The organism is Gordonia rhizosphera NBRC 16068 (assembly GCF_000298195.1).
Taxonomy (GTDB): domain Bacteria; phylum Actinomycetota; class Actinomycetes; order Mycobacteriales; family Mycobacteriaceae; genus Gordonia; species Gordonia rhizosphera.
Map to the genome: position 1 here is coordinate 1 of NZ_BAHC01000073.1, position 19,020 is coordinate 19,020.

Consider the following 19,020-nt stretch of genomic DNA (forward strand, 5'->3'; position numbering starts at 1 on the left):
CGTGTCTCCCATATGGGTTAGCCAGTTCAGGATGGCGTTGAGCACGACTCCGGCCCGGTAGGTGATGGCGAGCTTGTCGTAGCGGGTGGCCAGCGCGCGCCACTGCTTGGCCCACGCGAAGGAGCGTTCGACGACGTTGCGGTTCTTGTACGCCTCGGAGTCGAATGCTGGAGGCCGGCCACCGGTGCTTCCGCGGTTCTTGCGGACGGTGATCTGGGTGGACTTCTCCGGGATGACCGCACCGATCCCTCTGGTACGCAGCATGGTTCGGTTGACGCCGGTGGCATACGCCTTGTCGGCGAGCACGGTGTCGGGTCGGGTACGCGGGCGCCCGGCGCCGAGACGGGGAACATAGATGTCGGCGAGGACCTCTTCGAGCATCGCGCCGTCGTTGCGTTGTCCACCGGTGACGACCATCGCCAACGGGCGGCCTTTGCCGTCGACGGCGGCATGAATTTTCGTCGTCAAACCACCACGCGACCGGCCGATCCCGTGACCAGCAGGTTCTCCACCATCGGGCTGATCATTCTTGTAATTCGATGATGCCCCCTGTGTCCTGATCGGGGCGCTTCGTGTTCGTTGCGTGCTGATGCGCCCGGTTGATCGTGGCATCGACAGCGACGGTCCAATCGATCTTTCCCTGCGCGTCGGCGTCGGCCAGTATCGCAGCCAGTACCCGATCCCACGTCCCGTCCTGGGCGTATCGGCGGTGGCGTTTCCACACCGTCTGCCACGGTCCGAACACTTCACGAGGCAAGTCCCGCCACGGGATTCCGGTCCGGTACCGATACGCGATACCTTCCACGATCCGCCGATGCTCCCCAAACGGATGCGCCCGCTTACCTGCATTCGACGGCAGCAACGGTTCAACACGCGCCCACTGCTCGTCAGTGAAAACCTGATATCTCGACGTCGTCATCGCCACCGAAACAGAATGCTTGCATCACCCCGTCAGATATGGGAGACACGCCCTAGTTGTTGGAGCGCGCCGGTCCGCGACCCGAAGCTAGGCCGGCCCCTTAGACTCCTGTGATCGGATCCTCTGCACACCATGCCTGCGGCGGCAAGTTCCAACCATGATCAGGGCCGCCCCTGCCGGTCCATCGCCGATTCCCAAGGCACATCAAGAGTCGCGACCTCGTCAGCTGTCGAGCCCGCTTGGCGCAGGACAACGCTCGGCGGGTCGTTGCTCTGGTTGTCCCGCTTGTAGGTCAGCTCTAGCCGGAATGCTCCCCGCTTCACCGCCGTCCCCGCGGTGACTGCGGTGGGGATTACCAGCAGGAACGACGATCCGTCCCGCTGCCGGACGACCTTGGCCGCCACCGGTGAGTAGTCGGCGTCGGCCAGGAACCAGCGCTGGTGGAGCACCGTTCCCCGGGGTGACACCAGCCGCAACTCGACCCCGCTACTGAGGAAGCGGGTGGTGCCGGTCCCACCGGCGCCGGCTACAAACCGCTGCTCCATCCCGGCCTCGGGAAGCGGAGCGGTCGTGGGCGATCCGGCGTAGACCCGGACTCGGGTGCCGGCCGGGAGGCGGGGCTCGGCGCCGAACACATGGTACGGACTCCACTCCGGGTCAGCCACCCGGACTTCGGTGAAGATCGCCTTCATGTTGCCCCAGCAGTAGAGGGCAATCTTCCCCATCGACAGATCGTCGTCGCAGACGTCGAACAGTCCGACCCCGTCGAGATAGCCCCTGAGCCGGCTGCCCTGGCAGTCCACGGTCAGCAGGTAGTCCCGATCGAGCTCGTAGCGTGTGGCTTCCTCCCACAGGAGGGTGAACAAGCCGTTGACTTTCTTCACGAGCCGACGGTATGACCGTTCGCGATCCATCGAGAACCGGTAGTAGTTGTCCCCGTCCTGGTAGCGGAACATGACCCCGATGGCGTCGTCGTCCCCCGAGCGGAGCCGCGTCGAGAACCGGTAGTCCGACCACGAACTCTGGCCGGCCACGGCGTAGGTGCCGGGCTTGTCGATTGGCTTGGGTTGGATCTTGCCGCCGTAGATGTTGCTGGTCTGCCGCAGCTCGCCGCGACCGATGCGCCAGTTGGCCGGGCCCTGCTTCTTGCCGTCCTCGACGAAGGTCCAGCGGCCGGGGATCGCGTGGTCGAACGGCTCGTCGAGCCGCCACGCCGTTCGGGCCTTGGACGCTGGGTAGACCCGAACGGTGGAGAACCGAGCATCGGTGTTGGCCCAGCAGTAGAGGCCTATACGGCCCGCGGCGTGGGCATCATCCTCGACGACGAACATCGGCACACCGTCGAGATAGCCCCGCAGCGTCTTGCCGACGGCGATGATCGTGACCTCGTAGACCCGGTCGAGGTCGATTTCGTGGTCATCGTCCCACAGTTTGTGGAACTTTCCGCCGACATTCTTCACCAGCCGGCGGTAGCGGCGACCCCGGTCCATCGAGAACCGGTAGTAGTTGTCCTGGTCGCTGTACCGGAACATGAGGCCGATGGCGTAGTCGGTGCCCGATCGGAGGCGACTGCTGTAGACCACGTCACCCCAGGTCGGGTCGCCGGCCACCGCGTGGGTTCCTTGCTTGCTGAGAGTGGTGTGGTCGTTGGGCGGGCTGTAGAGGCTGCTGGTTTGGCGAAGGACCCCGTTGCCGACCTGCCACTGGGCCGGGCCCATGGCGGTACCGTCGCTGACGAAGGCGAAGCCCTTGGCGCTCCCCGCGTCGAAAGAGTCAGAGAACAGGGCGTACGCATCGATTGGCGGCCGGAGGACCTCGATCCGATCGAAGCGAACGCCACCATTTTTCCAGCAGTATAGTCCGATCTTGCCTCGCTGATGATCGTCGTCGGTCACGTCGAACAGGCGCTGGCCATTGAGGTAGCTGACGAGCCGGGAGCCGACAGCGTCCACGGTGAGCGTGACGGGTCGGCCGACGGGATAGCCGTCCTTCCGCTCCCACAGCTTGCTGACGACCCCATCGACGCACTTGACCAGCCGCCGGATCTTGCGGTCGGCATCGAGCGACAGGCGGTAGTAGTTGTCGGCGTCGATGTAGCGGAAGAGCAGTCCGACGGCATCGTCCTGGTCGGAGCAGAGCCGGACGGCCAGCCGGACGTCATCCCAGGTCTCGTCGCCGACGATGGCCCAGGTTCCCGGTTTGGGCAGGGCGGCGGCAGTGAGGCTGCCGCCCCAGATGTCGCTGCTCTGGAGCAGCTCCCCCTTGCGCAGTTGCCACACCGATGGACCCGACTCCGTGCCCTGGTCGCTGATCGTCCATCGGCCGACCCGCCTCGTCAGGTCGGTGACAAGAAGCCTATCGAAGTTTGCGCTGGGGTTGCCCCAGCAGTAGGCGGCGACGCGGCCTCGGCTGAGGCTGGAGTCGAAGACCCGGCACACCGGCGAGCCGTCGACGTAGACGGAAAGCTCCGGTCCAACCGCGGTGATCGTCAGGTCGTAGTGGCGGGCACGTTCGTAGAAGTCGCTGTCCTGCCACAGCACACTGACAACGCCACCCACCTTCTTGATCAGGCGCCGATACCGAAGGGTTCGGTCGGTGGAGAATCGGTAGTAGTTGTCCCCGTCCTGGTAGCGGACCATGAAGCCGATGGCGCCTTCGTCGTCGAACCGAAACCGGGTGGCGATCCGGACGTCGGTCCAGGTCGCACTGCCGCCGAGGGCATAGGTCCCCGGCTTGTTGGGAGAGGGGTCGGGGACGTGAGCGTAAGAGGCCTGGCTGAGCGTCCCGCCCTGGGCGGTCCAGTTGGCCGGGCCTTGGACTAGGCCGGTCTCCTGCTCGATCGCAAGGTCAGATAGATCGGTGAGGGGCGGTTGCCACAAGACGACCGGAGCTTCCAGGGCCTCCACGGAGAGGGCCTCGAAGTGGGCACCCTCGCAGGCCCAAGCGTAGAGGCCGACTCGGCCCCATCGCAGGGCGCCGTCCTCGACGTCGAGAAGGAGGATGTGATTCAGCCAGCCAAGAATCCGATCGGCGTGCGCTTCGATGATCAGGTCGTAGGAGAATCCCGAGACGTAGGCGACGTTGTCCTCCCACAGGATGGTTGTCGTCCCGTCGGCGCATTTCACCATCCGTCGGTAGGAGCGCTCCCTGTCCATCGAGAACCGGTAGTAGTTGTCGCTGTCTTGGTAGCGGAAGACCACGCCGATGGCGTCGTCGTCGTCGGAGCGCAGCCGCACTTGGAGGCGGATGTCGTCCCAAAGTCTGTCGCCCACAAGGGCCATCGTGCCCCGGTACTCTGGACCCTCAACTGCGTGGATGTTGGCGGTCTGGACTATGTGGCCGCCGGAGATCTCCCACTTCGATGGCGCAGCCCGATTTCCCTGGTCGACGATGGTGTACCGGCTAATCGTGTTCGCGTCGAAGGTCTCCCGGTACAGCAGGCCACCGACGCCGGTGAAGTCGTCCGTAAACAACACTGGGTCACCGGAGTCGATCGCCAGGGGACCGGGCATCGACCGGTAGGCGAGGCGGTGATTGGCCAGCGAGCCCCGATCCTGGACCAGGACTGTGACGTGCTCATCGTTAGGTGTCGCCGCTCCGACCGACGCGTCGGTCAGCTTAGGCACGCCGCGGCAACACGACCCGGTCGGCGGGGGCGTCGTCGATTCCGCCCGCAGCACCCGCAGAACGGTTCGGCTCCAGTCGATCGGCTCGGAGGCCCGGACAAGGAGCGCTAGCGACGTCTGAGGGCTCCCCCGCTGCAATCGGCTCACCTCGAGGTTCACCGGCATTGTGGTCTCGCGGCCCGACAGGAGCTTGGCTGCCAGGGTGGCGAAGCCCCGCTGCTCCGCCTCGGTCGGCGCCGCGGCCGGCGTCTGGGCCACGGCCATAACGTCGGCGAGGTCGGTGTCTGCCACCGCTCCGCCGCTCGCCGCGTCGAGATCGATGACCCAGATCTCGTCCCGATAGCTGTGCATGGCGTGGAAGAAGTTCGCGTACTGCGAGGTGATGAACTTGAAGCGGTAGACAATGGGGGCGGTCGGGCGATAGTCGTCGACTCGGGCGTCGGTGAAGCGGGCGTCCGTGTTGCCCCAGCAGTACAAGCCGACCCCGCCGTTGCGGAGCGCGCTATCGGTCACGTCGAAGACCAGCGATCGCGACTGGTGGATCCGGATCGAAGATCCGATCGCCTCCACCGTTACCGGGTAGTCGGTGTCGGTGATGTAGACGAAGGTGTCCTCAGCCAGGATCGTATGCACTCCTTTGACCACTCGCACCAGCCGCCGGTACTTGCGCTGCCGATCCATCGAGAACCGGTAGAAGTTCTTGGTGTCCTGGTACCGGAAGACGATCCCGATGGCGTCATCGTCTCCCGAGCCCGAGCGCATCGAGACGGTGAACCGGTAGTCGGTCCAGCCTGGCCCGGCGTGGATCAACATCGTGCCCGGTTTCACTGGATCGGAGCCGTCTAAGGTTCCGCCCCAGATGTTCGAGGTCTGTTGGACGTACCAGCTGGGCGCGCTCGCCCCCGAGATTTTGGTCGATCCGGTTGACCAGGCCGAGGGGACATTGACGGTTCCCTCTTCGACCACTTGCCAGGCCGACAATCCCTGGGAGAAGTCGTCGTGGAACAGAAGGGGGACGAGGCGGGCCTCGTGGACTTTGTCCGCTTCCAGCACCTGGCTTCGCTCGGCCAGAGCCATCGTCTTCGTCTTCGGGAACTCGTTCGCGTCCAGGGTCAGGCAGGTGCTGGCGTTGACGGTCGTGACCCAGAACTCGTCCTTGGCCTCCAGGGTCAGGGTCTCGCCGTCGCCCCAGTGGTTGACCGGTACGATCAGGCCTCCCTCGGCGTCGCGGGCTTGCTGGTTGTTGTTGTCGTAGAGGTAGAGGCCCAGGTCGCGTCCGTCGAGCCGGTACATCAGGTCGACATAGTCCTCATTGAAGTCGACGCCGACGTCGTAGGCCCGGAACACCGGGCGAGGCAGAACGGGCTTCTGGCCGGCCCCGACGACGGTGGCGGGGATCGTCTGAGCCACGTAGCGGCTCAGGGTGTCAAGGCCGCTGTCGAACTCCTGAGGCTTAGGGTGGTCCCGGGGAACAGAGAGCGTGGTCAGGCCCGGGGGCCCCTGGGTTTGGAAGTAGGCGAACTCGGTGTGTTCGTGATTGGCATCGAAGGTTCCTGCGTACTTGTCCCGGCCTACTGCCTTGATTTGGGTGACGATCTTCAACCGGTACTGGGTGTCGGGATCGAGAACGAATCCGGTCTGCTCCCACCGGGCCAACTCGTCGACCATGTGTTTGGTCATTAGCTCCCGCTCGACGGCGTCGGCGTCGGTCTCCTTGGTGACGAGACAGATGGCAGCCAGGCACAAGTGGTAGTTGCCGGTGATCTCGACCTTGGCGATCCGGTCGCCTTTGACCACGGTGCGGAGCTGGGTGGCCTTGCCGCCGGTGGTGGGGCTGAGGATGGCGCCGTCCGAGGTCCACGCTCGCACGGTGAGGCCTTCTTGGTCCCGGGCCACGATCTCGACCTCCTGGTACAGTCCGGGGAGATCGATCGTCACGGGCTGCTGGCCCGGGAAGCACAACGCCCGGCGGTAATGGCCGATCGGCGGGCTTGGTGAGGTTACCGTCTGGGAGGCGGGGCCGGTCCAGGTCAAGATCAGGCCCGATTGGTCGGGGTGGGCCCAGGGCACTGTCAGGGCCGCTCCCGGTGGCAGCTTCTCGAAGTCGTAGCAGACCCGGGTGGTTGGCGGTTGGGGAATGCAGGGGTAGTTGTCGAACCGGTCGGTGAACCACTCGTCCCACTCCCGGCCGGTGCTGCGGGTGTAGTCGAACGGATTCTTCGACCACAGCCATAGTTTGGTTTGGCCGGGGTTCTTGCCTGCACCGTCCGGCATCTGGGGCACCGGGGCCCAGGATCCCCACAGGATGGGGGTGTTCTTGGTCTTGATCGGATGAGCCGGCGACGCGCTGCGGGCCACGGTCTGCCACGTCTCGGACGATGATCGCCAGCGGTCGAGGGTGATCTCGTACAGGCTGAAGCGGACCTCGACTGGGCCGGCCCCGGCGGTCGTCCCCTGCTGGGGCCGTCCCACTACCTCGTATTCCGGCTTCTGGGGTTGTTGGTTGCCGCCGACCTTGGGGTCGTCCTGGACCTTGCGCCCGAACGTGATGTGGGGGCGGCTGTCCATTGGCACCACCGGGGACCCGGCAGGCGGGGGTTTGGCGTCCTGAGTAGCGACGGCCTTTTTGGACGGCCCCGGTTCGTCGCGGAAGCCGTCGCCGTCGGCGTCGTAGTTGGGTAAGAGCAGTGGTTGCTTGCCAGCCCGCTTCAGCGGCCAGCTGGCGGTGCTCTTGAAGTGCTCGATCGCCACCTCTTTCACCGGCACGGGCAGCGGAGGAGGATCCTCGTCACCCTCCCACTCCAGAGTCAGGTCGACGTCGAAATCGGGCAGTGGCCAGGGCAGGTTGATGCCGACGCTGAGCCGGGCCAGCAAATGGAAGGGGTCGAAAACATCGGCCGCGATTTCGGCGTCGGCGCTCAGCCCGATGCCGAAGCCGAACACCGAGAGCTCGGCCTTGCCGTGGAGCCACAGGTCGCCGTGGAGGTGGACCGGCTTCCAGCTAATCAGGGCGTTGTTCTCGATCCACGCTTCGAGTGTGACCCTGAGCGGTCCGAAGCTCCATCGTGCGTCGTAGCCGACCCGTCCCCCGAAGCCGATCGAGTAATAGTCGAGCATGAAGTAGCTGTCGGCATACCACAGGGATAGGATCTGGGCTCTGATCCGCTTCTCTCTAGGGGTCTTCTCACCGAGGTGGAGGTAGAACTTACTGGCATCGCTGAAGTCAAAGAAGGCCTTGGCCGAACCCCGGATGTCGAGCAGCTCACCGCCAGAGCCGTAGAGGTACTGGGCATCGATCCCGATAAGGATCGACCCGGCTTGGGCGTCGAGGACGAACAGGGCCCGGAAGTTCGGGTCGTCCTCCAGTTTGGCCCGTTCCTGGAGCAGGTTGGCCTTGCCCTCGATGAGCAGGATTGGGCCGGGAAACACGATCACGAACAGGAATTTGCCGTTGAAGGCGTAGCCGTTGTCGGCCACCGTTCCCAGGGTGATGCCCGCTCCCAGGGCCAAGCTGTCCTCCTCGTTTTTCCACTTGTTCTTGAGGTCGGTCACCCCGGGAGTCGATCGTTTGTACCAGCCTTCGAACCACTCCTCGTCGCTCTTCTTGTCAGGCTCCATCTGGATGGCGAACAGCCCGGCCAGGCCGTAGAGGCCGAGGCCGGTCGACCACAGCGGGATGCCGGCCGGTAGCTCGGCACCGACATAGATGGCGAAGAAAGTGTAGGAGGAGCCACCCTCGCTAGCGGTCCCCACCACCAGCTTGCCGTCGATTGTCATGTTGAGAGCGGTGAGCTGAAGCTTGATGTCGCCGTCGAAGCGGCGGACGGTCTGGGAGCCGACTGTGAGCTCCCGGTAGGACGCGAAGCCGTTAAACTGCAGCGCCCCGGGTACGGCGAACTCCACACCCACCCCGTTGAGGGTGATGCGGGGTGAGCCGGTGTCGTACCAGATGACTCGCAATCCCTCCACCGAGGCGCCGGCCGGGAGCCCCTCCACCAACTTCAAGCCGCCGGAGAAGCCGAGCCACTTCCCGCCGTCCTCGGTCTTGCCGAATCCGAGCTTGGAGATCTCGAGCGTAAAGCCGTAGAAGTCGAGTGAGTACTGCTCCTTGAGGTTCAGCCAACCGCCTTCAAGCCGGACGTTGCCATCGGAGTCGATCGACAGTTCCTTGACGTCGATGGTTGGCCAGTCCAGTCCCGCGTCCTTGCCGAACAGCGGGGTGAGCTTGCCGCTCATCTTGGCCGCGAACACCCCGCCGTTGTCGACGGCGAAGGCCAAGCTGTCGAGCGTGAACTCGAGCACATCCTTCTTCACCAGCTTGTGAAGCCCAGAGCCGTTCCCGAACTTGACCGAGAAGCTGCCGTCGTAGCCGAGGCCGACCGTCACCGCGACTGCTGCATCGAAGAACGGCAGCGTGAGCTTCCCGCCGATGGAGGCCTTCACTGGCACCGATTGGACGAACTCGATGGCAACCGAGGACACGGTGCCCTTCATGCCCAACACTTCACCAGCGAGAGCCGATCCGCTGTAGCCGATGGCTCCATAAACGCCGCCCGAACCGATCCCGAGATCACTCGCACCGATCGAACCGCTCAGCACGGCCGGGATGTAGACCTTCGCCGTTCCGAGATACAGGCCCTTCCAGCCGGCTGGGGCACTCGCCGGTTTTTTCCCCGATCCATCGAAGTTGAACGCAAGGCTCTTGATGTCGTCCAGCACGACGCCGGTGTCGCCGATCATGACCGGTTGGTCGAAGGCGATGCTCCCGTCGATGCCGAAGGTCGTCATGCCCTGCGAATCCAGGCTGGCGCGCAGCTTGGGGATCTGAACCTCGACCTTGGAACCGGTCGTGTCTGGCTTGAACGCATCGGCGCCCCCCTGCCCTGTGCGTTGCATTGGCTTGATGAGGCTCGAGTCGAGACGCAGGCTGCAGGCCAGGGCTGCCTCAAGACTGACGCCATCGTCGTCCACCGTCAACGTCACCGTGAGTGCACCCTTGGAGTTTGATCCGGCCGAGGCAATGACGAACTCCATGCCGTCGACTCCTGGAAGCTTGAACGAGATCTCGTCCGAGGCCGACAGCGAGAGCTCGACAGAGCCCTTGCGACTGACGTCGGCCTCGGTCCACGTTACGGTGACATCGGCACCTTCGAACTCGTCGTAGAACGTCTCGGTTTGCTCCTTCCCATCATTCACCTGTTCGTCGACCGTCACCTTGGTGCCGACGACACCGATTCGCTCGAGACTCTCGGCCGGGAGGGAAACGAAGCTCAATAACGCGGGGTCCAGATACTCACTGAGTGCGACGAAGCTGTCGGTGGTCATGGGGTCGCGCCCTTCAGGCAGTTGAGATCGAGCTGGCCCCACTTCTCGGTGGGGTCACCGCCGGGCCAGATTCGGACGATCACCGACTCGGACACCTTGGCCGTGTTCCAGCTATCGGAGTAGGAACTCCGGGAGAAGCCGACGTGCCACTGCTGGATAGTCTTCATCTTTCGGGTCGCGACTCCCCCTAGGACCTGACTGCAGCTCACGACCTGATCGATGACGGCGACGTGGCTTAAGCTGGCGATAACGTAGACTCCACCGCCCTGGTTGATGTGATCGTTGATCGCCTTGGCCGTGCATACCTCTTTCGAGCCGAAGACAGTGTAGATCTCGTGGGTGGGTGTCGAGCTACCGCTGCACTTGTCTTGGGACAAGCTGTCATGGTGAATCTTGCCCTTTACTTGAAGTTTTGTCTGGAAGTGCTTCGTCACCACTTTTGGCGAGCAGTACTTGATGAATCGAGGTAGGTGACCTGAGGAGCAGCCTGATATTCCCTGGCCATAGGCCAGGGTTCTTAGGCCGGCTCGGAACAGCATCTCGCCGGCGTAGACATTGCATTTCGCGGATGATTTGTATCCCTGAGCGCCGCCGTCGTAGACGTAGGGGTTCAGGATGCGTTTCTGCACGGATCCATCCGATCCGGTCCAGTTGCCACTGCCGTAGTCGTTGCGGAGGTGCTCCTTGATGTGTTCCCACTTGACCCGTTCGTAGATCCGGAGCGGCGGCCTGAGCCCGAGCCAGGCATCGGTGGGCTGGTTGATGAATGAGCTGGCGGGACCTCGTTTGCCGTCCTCGGCGGTCGACATCATGGACCGGAATAGCGGATGGTCATACGGTGTCGGGTTCGCCTGCAGGATCGGATCGTGTTCGGCCCGCCAGAACAGAAGGCTGAAAAACTCCCGGGGATGCATGGCCTTCGGTTGCTTGGCCGTGCTTCCCGCATATTCCATGGAGATGGTGAGGCGCCGCTTGGACGGATCGGTGGGATGGTTCCCTAGCGATCCAAGGACATCCCCGGCGTCGGCGGTTGTCGAGGTCTTGCTGGCCGTGATGTTCCCGAACACGATCGTCCTGGGGATGGTGCCGGAGGTCGCCCAGCTGTTGAACCAGTCGACCGGCCTCTGCACGGACTTCTTGAGCGTGCCGGACAATGCGTTTGAGGCCCCGAGGGTCGAAAGGAGGTCGGTCTGGAGCGTCAACGAAGTCCCAGAGGTCGAGACGACGCCGGGCATCACTGCCAGCGCGTTGACCTGCTGTCCGGTCTGGATGTCTATCACCAGTTTCTTGATGCCGTTGGCCGACGTATCGAGCGACAAGGAGTAGTTGTGGTCGGGAACCGTGAGCTTCTCGATCGGCGGCGAGAAGAGAACGGCGGGGAGTCCTGTCTTCGAGTCTCTGGGTTTGAGATGGTCGGGCCAGTCCTCGTCGAGATTCCACTTGGGTGCGGTCATGACTTGCTGGCTTCAATCTCGCCGGTGTGGGTCAGCGTTCCCGCCGACCCAGCCAACGTGAGCCGGTAGATGTAGTCCTCAGCAACGTCGATCGAGTAGTCGCGAAAGGACCACTGGTGAACATTGTCTTTCTCCACCCCATCGGCCGAGGTGAACCAGTTCGAGACAGGACTCCACTGCGACTGGCCCTTCGTCCGTCGCTCCACTAGACACATGAATCGAACGTGGGTGGCAGACCACGCCAGCTCGACCCCCGGTATCAGCTGGCCGCTAGATTGACTCCACGGCCAGGCCACCCCCGACTCATCTATCTTGATCCACTTGGCCTCTTCCCATTTCGGCGGAACGGGCGGGGACTCGTCGTAGGCACGGGCTGCCACCGGCTCGGTGGGCGGTGAGGCGTTCTGGGCGTCGTCGACGGCCACCAGACGGTAGTAGTAGGTGACCAGACCTGGGACCGGGTCGTCGCTCCAGGTGACCTCGCCCGGTCGGGTCGAGGGGTCGGTCTGGGTCACAGGCTCGGTATGCACGAGCGTCATCAGCCGGATATCGCGGCCGTCCTCCTCCGCGTCGGTACGGAACACCCGATACTCGGTGAGGTCGGCTTCTCGGTTCGAAGCCCACCCGAGGTTGATCTTGCGGTCACCGCTAGTGACTGAGGTGAGCACCGGTGTGCGGGGCGGAACGACGTTCGGCAGGTGGACGGGCGGGCTGGAGATGCTCAGCTCGCTCCGGTTGTTGGCCCCGTCCACGTAGGCGGCGCGGTAGAGGTAGCGGTTGGTCGACTCTCCGGGCAGCGTGTCGATGTAGGCCCGCAGCGATGGGGAGACAACGAAGGTCGCCGGGTTGTCGGGGCCGAGCCGGTTGGCGGTGGCCGGATCGTCGGGATTGAGGGGGGCGACGGTGATCTGGGAGAAGGCCGCCTCGTTGCTCGGCAGTCCGGCGAGAACCCGGAGGGCGTCGTTAGACAGGATCCGGTAGTACGCTTTGGCTGCGGTTGCCCCCGCCTTGGTCGTCTCGAACGTGTTGAGCTTGTTGAGCTCGGCCGCTACTTGCTTGCGCTTGGCCGCCGTCCATCGGGGTTCGTCGGCCGGGTCGGGAAAGATCGACTTGTCGGTGGCCGAGATTACCTTCCGGGGCCGGGGCCGAGCCCAGTCGGTGCGGAACACGCTGTCGTCCAGGGCCCGAAAGATATGGGTTCTCAGATTGGTCTTCGGCTTCCAACGGTAAGTGTAGAACGAGTCGCCATGGTAGTCGGCGGCGGTGGCGCAAACCTTCTCGGAATCGGCCGGGGCCTCAGGGCGATCTGGCGGGACTCGGCGGACCCGGGCGATCCGAACCGGCCCGGCCACCGGGCCTTCATTCCCGAACCGGGCCTCGCTCGTTCCCGACCACGGGGCCACATCCTGGGTGTGAGTCTTGTCGTCGGCAGCACTGACTCCGATAAGGGCGTAGACGATCGGCTGGGCCAGGGTGGTTGTGAGCGGCAAGCCGTTGCGATCGCTGTCGCTCTGCGTGGGGAAAAAGACTTCATAACGGCGGAGGGGTCGACCCTTCTGGTCCATGGTCACCGTCACGTGGTCGTTCCATCCCACTACAGACAACCGCTTATCCCACTGCCCCGCCCGGCTCAGATCAGGTAGCGCCGACGGCTGGGACGGCAGCGAGAAGTAGTAGATCCGGAACTCCTGGGTGTCCGGGGCCTGTCGCATGTGGGCGTCGGTCCAGTCCCAGCGGACCCGGAGGCCGATTACGGTAGATCGTTCAGGCTCGCTCAACGTCTTGAGCCACGCCTCGTGGGCCTCGTCTCGCACCACGGTCGGATCATCGGGGTCGAGGGCGTAGGCCTCGACCGAGGTCGGAGCCGGGGGCGGGATCTTGTCCAGCAGGCAGACCGCGTAGGGGTGGACCTGGTCGGCCCCGGGCGAGATCGTGTCGTACCACGGAGTAGGGGTCGGCGGCGGCTCCCAGCGCCGCCATGGCGCTGGAGCGCTGTCCATCGTGTGACGACCGAAGATGTCGACACCACTGACCCGGAAGCTGTACCAGCCATCGGCCAGACCACCATCGATGGCATGGAGGGGGAATGGCGGCCAGTCGGGGGCTCGCTCTGGCGTTTCCCCTGGTTCGAGATCTGGCTCCACGACAAGGACCGGGTTCTCGGTCACGAGCGAGAAGGCGTCCTCCTCCGGCACCGCCGACGGCTGGGCGTCACCTAGATCCGCTCGCCAAACGTGGTACATCAGCGGCTGCCCGGGCGGGAGCACACCAAAGGTGGTCGTTGCCAGGTCCCAGCTCAGACCGGCCACATTCTGGGCATCGATGGCCGCTCCGGTCAGATCTGGGTGGACGGCTCCCGGCAGGGCGTAGACGGCACAGTCGGCCGGCGGCGGGAGCGGAGGCTGCCTGACGGCTTCCAGATCGAAGGCGATGACGCCGGTTACGTTGAGTAAGCCCTCCTCTTGGATAAGGAGCAGCAACTGGTGGGGGTCGCTGGGGAGGAGGCCACTCCAGTCACCGACCAAGAGGTAGTCGTACGCCACACCAGGCTCGGCCCTCTCGTCGATCCAATAGAGGCCGAGCATCTGAGCCATGGCCGGATGGAGCGCGGCCAACATCACCAGATCGAGAGGGTGCTGGCGAGGCATCTCTAGGGGTCTCGCTGCCGGATCGCCGCGGAGGTTGACACCCTTCACTGCAGCCGAGACGTCGGCCATCTGGGGCCCTTGCGGCCCTCCCCCCACTAGCAGCTCGAGCTGGTCATGCAGAGCACTGAAGTTGGAGCCCGCCCATCGGGCACGTAGCCCGTATCGCACACGGTCCAGAGCCATGGTCTCGGCGGCGGCGCGGCTGGCTGGGGCGGTAGGGCATGGATACCCCGGGTTTGCGACTGGCAGACAGAGAGAGTAGGGGAAGTCGGGGATGATTTGCCACCCTTGGGTCGCGTCCTGAGCAACCGGGACGTAGCAGAGGTCGACGACCGCTGCTTGTGCGCCCGTCAGTTCCACCCGGTCGATGCGGTCGAACTCGAGCTCGACGTCGACGAGTTCGCCAGATCGCCCAGAGATCTGCTTCAGACAAACCGGCACATCCCGAAAGAATGCTCGCAACTCGATGTCGAAGTCCTCCCGAAACCCAATGGTGACGATTATGTGGCGCACCGGCTCCAGCGGCTCAAAATCGACTCGCACGTTCGTCCGCTCACGGAGATCCAACTCGGCACCAGGCGGTGGGAAGTCGTCCGTGAGCAAGAGTTCGCTGTCACTGCTGATCTTCAGACCAGCGAAGGCGAACTCCATGGCTCCAGCCGCACCCAATGGCATCCCGGCGATATCGGTCTTTAAGCATGTCGGGGCGCCCTCTCGATGATGCCGTCGGAAGAGATGAAAGCCGTACCAGGGAAACCCGAGGTCAGGGCCAAACCCCCAACGTAGATGGATGCCGTCGCACAACGGCGGTTGAAGCGTGCTTGGTGGCTGGTTCGCGAGGATTCCCAGACCGACCAGCGCTAGGTCAGAGCTTTGTAGACCACCCATTGAGCCCGCCATCCAAGTTGCGTCGTAGTACTGCCCCCGTCTCGCTCGTATGCGGGAAGGGGCCGTTGCGCCTCCATGATCGGTCCTTCGCAGCCGGAGCTTTCGCAGTCCGACCGTCCAAGTTAAACACCCTGGACGCACGCGGCATCCTCGAACTGGCATTTTGGCGTGGCTGTTTTCGCGTCCTCTGTGGGCCGAAGTCGGCTTGCACCTTACCGCCCGGCTCACAGTCGGCTACCGGCACCGTGGCCTGGCGGCGACCGAAGTCCAATTCGGTTGTGGCGTAACGATTCAGCGTTCGCGACGACACCACCAAACCCCGTCGCCCCAACAGGGTGTGGATCTCGGTCAACGGCCACACGCCCAAGTCCAGTGAGCGGAGTCCGCGGTGGCCACTGCGGAGCGAATCGCGGCGTCGTCGGTGTCGAGGTAGGGCCAGTGCGCGAAGGCGCCTCTTTGGCTATCGCGATCAGGGCAGTTTCGGAGATCGGATCGGGGCGGCCCACGCGCGCCCAGTCGATGACCACCCCACGACGGCACGCCGAAGTGGATCGGCATGTTCGGCGTCGTCGTATTGCCGCAGCAACTCGGGCGCTCCGGCTAGCTCCGCGCCCAGTCCGGCGCCGAGGTTCATATCGGAGTATGTCTCTCGCGCCGCAGGGGTCTCGGTTGCGTCGTCACTGGTGGAGCCGAGCGGTATCTCACATCTGCCCTCCAACCCGGCCTACGGCATCGAGCTTCCGCGCAGGCACGAGGTCGAGCAGCACTACCTACCCATGAGCAGCTGCATCGGCTCGCAGTCGCGTCGGGACAATTTCGGACGTTGTGCTCATGCTCGGCTACTGCGGCTTGCGGTTCGGTGAGGCTGCCGCGCTGCGTGTCGGTGACGTGGATCTAAGCCTCGATCCACCGATTTGCGTGGAAGCGGGCGGTGCGGGAGACGAAATGCCCTGTCTGAGTGACAGAATGGGACTTCTCTAGGGTTCCATCCGCACGCTCAGAAGGGCATCTCGTAGATGCGATTGTCTCACAGTCATCCGGTCAGGTCTGCATCCTGTGATGACCCGAATCTGCTCGGCGCGGCCGGGTTGGTACCGGTGATGAGCCTGGCGGAGCAGTGTGGGATCTCGGAGCTGGCCCACGAGCATCTGGCGGTGCCGACCGAGAGGGGTTCGAATCCGGATCGGAAGGTGTTCTCGCTGGTCGCGGGGATGGTCGCCGGCGCGGACAGCATCGATGACATGGCGGTGTTGCGACACGGGGCGATGGGCCGGGTGTTCGATCACCCGTATGCCCCGTCGACGTTGGGGTCGTTTCTGCGGGAGTTCTCCTTCGGGCATGTCCGCCAGCTCGATGCGATCGCCGCTCGCCTGTTGTCAGGGCTGCATGCCCGGACCCCGGTCCTGGCCGGGATCGACGGGCCGGTGATGGTCGACATCGACGACTCGATCATCGAAGTGCACGGCCCGGCCAAACAGGGCGCCGGGTTCGGCTACACCCGGGTCCGCGGCCTGAACTCGGCGATCACCACCATCACCACCGCGCAGGTGCACCGGTGATCGCCGCGCAGCGTCTGCGCAAAGGAACCTGTAATTCCGCGCGCGGGGCACACCGGCTCATCGGCGACACCCTGGCCACCCTGCGCCGGCTGCGCTCCGCGGACGCCTCCGGCGCGGTGTTGCTGCGCGCGGACTCGGCGTTCTATGGCCACCGTGCCATCTCCACCGCGATCCGTGCCGGCGCCCAGGTGTCGGTCACCCTCCGTCAGGATTCGCACGTGCGCGCGGCGATCAGCGTGATCGCCGACGATGCCTGGACGGCGATCGAGTACACCGATGCCGTCTTCGACGAGGACAGCGGGCGGTGGGTGTCGCGTTCGAGGTCGCCGAGATCGAGTTCACCGCGTTCACCTCCAAAGCCAAAGCTCTGCAGATTCCCGGGCGGCTGGTGGTGCGCCGCATCCCCGACTTTCAGCCCGACGGGGACGGATTGTTCGAGGTGTGGCGGTTCCATGCGTTCTTCACCACCAGCAACCTCGACACCGTCACCGCCGACACGACGCATCGCGGACACGCGATCATCGAACAGGTCCACGCCGACCTGAAAGGCTCCGCGCTCGCGCATCTGCCATCAGGGAAGTTCTGCGCGAACGCCGCCTGGCTGGTCTGTGCGGTCATCGCGTTCAACCTCACCCGAGCTGCGGCAACCCTCGGCGGGCAACGCCTGGCCAAGGCCACCACGTCCACGATCCGCCGCACCTTGATCTGCATACCGGCCCGTATCGCGTCCTCGGCCCGACGCGTCACGATGCACCTACCGGCCAGGTGGCCCTGGGAACACGAGTGGAACCTGTTGTTCTGCAGCACGATCGGCCGACACGAGCCAGCCTGACCCCTAACCCGCCCGGCTCACCAGCCCTGAACCCGAAATCCAGTGAAACATGCCGAAATCAGAGATCGGCGACTCCCGCACGCCCGCCGCCGGCCCGAACGTGCTCAACACCTTTCACGACACTCCAGAAAGCCGATCGGTGGATCGAGGTTAAAACGTACTTCAGCCAATCGCTGTCAACACAAGAACAGGACGGTTCGAACCGACGCCCTACCCGTGATACAGGAATAAATTGCGAATCCGTGCCTCTCGGAAGCGCACCTGAGACAATGTGACTCGCAAGTCGGACGCATGCTTTCGAGGCCGTCGGCGATGCTGTCTTTCTCGAAGAGGCGCCTCACCGGGAGCTGACTTCTCTCTGCCTGAAAGGCTGAACCATGACCGGATCCGTCGCGGTCGAGCAACGCGGCAATGTCTTGATCGCTACCCTGTCCAATCCGCCGACCGCCCTGATGGACGGCGAGATCGTCGTGGGTCTGCTCGCGCTCGCGCGCCGCGCTGATGCGGACTCCGATGTCGGCGCGGTGGTGCTGACGGGAGACCACCCGACTCGTTTCGTCGCCCACTTCAACGTCGCAGAGATCCTTTCGGGCGCCGAACAGGCGCCGCGCTTGTCGAAGCAGATGTTGCGTGCCGGACTGCGGGCGACAGGGGCGGCGCTGCGTGTGCCCGGCGCCGCCAAGCTCCTGATGCGCGGCCCGTTCATAGGAGCTATCGCCCTGGAGACTTTCACGCAGACTCTGCTCGCCATCGAGTCGTGCTCCGCCGTCTGGGTAGCGGCGCTGAACGGTGACACCGGTGGCGGCGGGTGCGAGCTCGCCCTCGCCTGCGACTACCGGTTCATGGCCGACGGCCCGTACAGCATCGCGCAACCGGAAATCTTCCTCGGATTCCCGCCCGGCGGCGGCGGGACCCAGCGCCTAACCCGGCTGCTCGGTGCAGGCAGGGCCCTCCACATGTGCCTTGAAGGCACCCCGAAGACCCCGGCGGACGCGCTCGCGTACGGCCTTGTGGACCGCGTCGTAGCTCCCGAACGTCTACTCGAGGAAGCCGTGGAACACGCGAGCCGATTGGGTCGACGGCCGAAGACCGGCATCGGCGCCGTCAAGCGCGCGGTTCGCTTCGGTGGCTCGCTACCGCTCGAGGACGGACTGCGCCTAGAGGCTGGAGAATTCCTCGCTGCCATAAGCACGCCGGATTCGATCGAAGCCCAGCGCGCATACGTCGACCGCACTAACGAACTCGGCGACGTGCCGATCGCCAACCCCGACATCCGCGCGGCCGTCATAGAGCGCGGAAGGTTCGTCTGATCGCAAGCCAGCTTCCCGCTTATTGCACGTAACAACACGAACAGCAGTTAATCCCCTAAATGCGCATCGGAGATGTTCGCGTTACTGAGATTGAACTTGGAAACGAAGTGTCCTTCGCGCATCGCCGACAGCCGTTCATGCAGCTAAGAGCTTCCCCTAGAACGTACTTCAGCAATTCGCTGGCATCATCGGATGAAAACGTTTGGCACGGGCTGGCGCGATTACCAGGATGAACTCGGCACGGTGTTCTTCCAGTCCCCGACCGGTCACATGTACCTCGGGAACGCCTACACCGGCCACGACCTGTTCACAGGCCTCAGACCACCACCCGCCGATCCTGACAGCCTCTCCCGAGCGCGCATCGACGACATCCGCGCCTGCCACGCCGGAACGATCAAGCGGGCCGCACGACGCGCCGAAGAGCGGTGGAACGTCGAGAACCCACCGCCGTTCTGACGG

5 protein-coding genes and 2 pseudogenes are annotated in these 19,020 nt (G+C 64.3%); 3 read left to right on the forward strand and 4 right to left on the reverse strand.

The genetic code is table 11. The features are described from left to right. The 4 genes and pseudogenes from GORHZ_RS29930 to GORHZ_RS08920 form a co-directional block, all read right to left on the reverse strand. Positions 1–919, reverse strand: a pseudogene (locus GORHZ_RS29930) (IS5 family transposase); the annotation flags it as partial. 161 nt (positions 920–1,080) lie between these two features. Then, the gene (locus GORHZ_RS08910; protein ID WP_006332259.1) at positions 1,081–9,870 is read right to left on the reverse strand and encodes a LamG domain-containing protein; all 8,790 of its coding nucleotides are present in this window, start codon (positions 9,868–9,870) and stop codon (positions 1,081–1,083) included. Continuing rightward, positions 9,867–11,324: a hypothetical protein gene (locus GORHZ_RS08915; RefSeq protein ID WP_006332260.1), complete on the reverse strand. Its 1,458-nt coding sequence runs from the start codon at positions 11,322–11,324 to the stop codon at positions 9,867–9,869. The genes GORHZ_RS08910 and GORHZ_RS08915 overlap by 4 nt, the downstream gene beginning before the upstream one ends. Beyond that, positions 11,321–14,623: a fibronectin type III domain-containing protein gene (locus GORHZ_RS08920; protein ID WP_040530913.1), complete on the reverse strand. Its 3,303-nt coding sequence runs from the start codon at positions 14,621–14,623 to the stop codon at positions 11,321–11,323. The genes GORHZ_RS08915 and GORHZ_RS08920 overlap by 4 nt, the downstream gene beginning before the upstream one ends. A 1,253-nt stretch (positions 14,624–15,876) precedes the next feature. On the opposite strand from GORHZ_RS08920, the pseudogene GORHZ_RS08925 reads away from it, so the two are divergent. From GORHZ_RS08925 to GORHZ_RS31235, 3 genes and pseudogenes are all read left to right on the forward strand, one after another. Beyond that, positions 15,877–17,251, forward strand: a pseudogene (locus GORHZ_RS08925) (IS1380 family transposase). A 377-nt stretch (positions 17,252–17,628) separates the two neighbouring features. Next, positions 17,629–18,561, forward strand: coding sequence for an enoyl-CoA hydratase/isomerase family protein (locus GORHZ_RS08930; RefSeq protein WP_006332264.1), 933 nt, complete (start codon positions 17,629–17,631; stop codon positions 18,559–18,561). Between the two features lie 192 nt (positions 18,562–18,753). Further along, positions 18,754–19,017: a hypothetical protein gene (locus tag GORHZ_RS31235; protein WP_006332266.1), complete on the forward strand. Its 264-nt coding sequence runs from the start codon at positions 18,754–18,756 to the stop codon at positions 19,015–19,017. Positions 19,018–19,020: the final 3 nt, after the last annotated feature.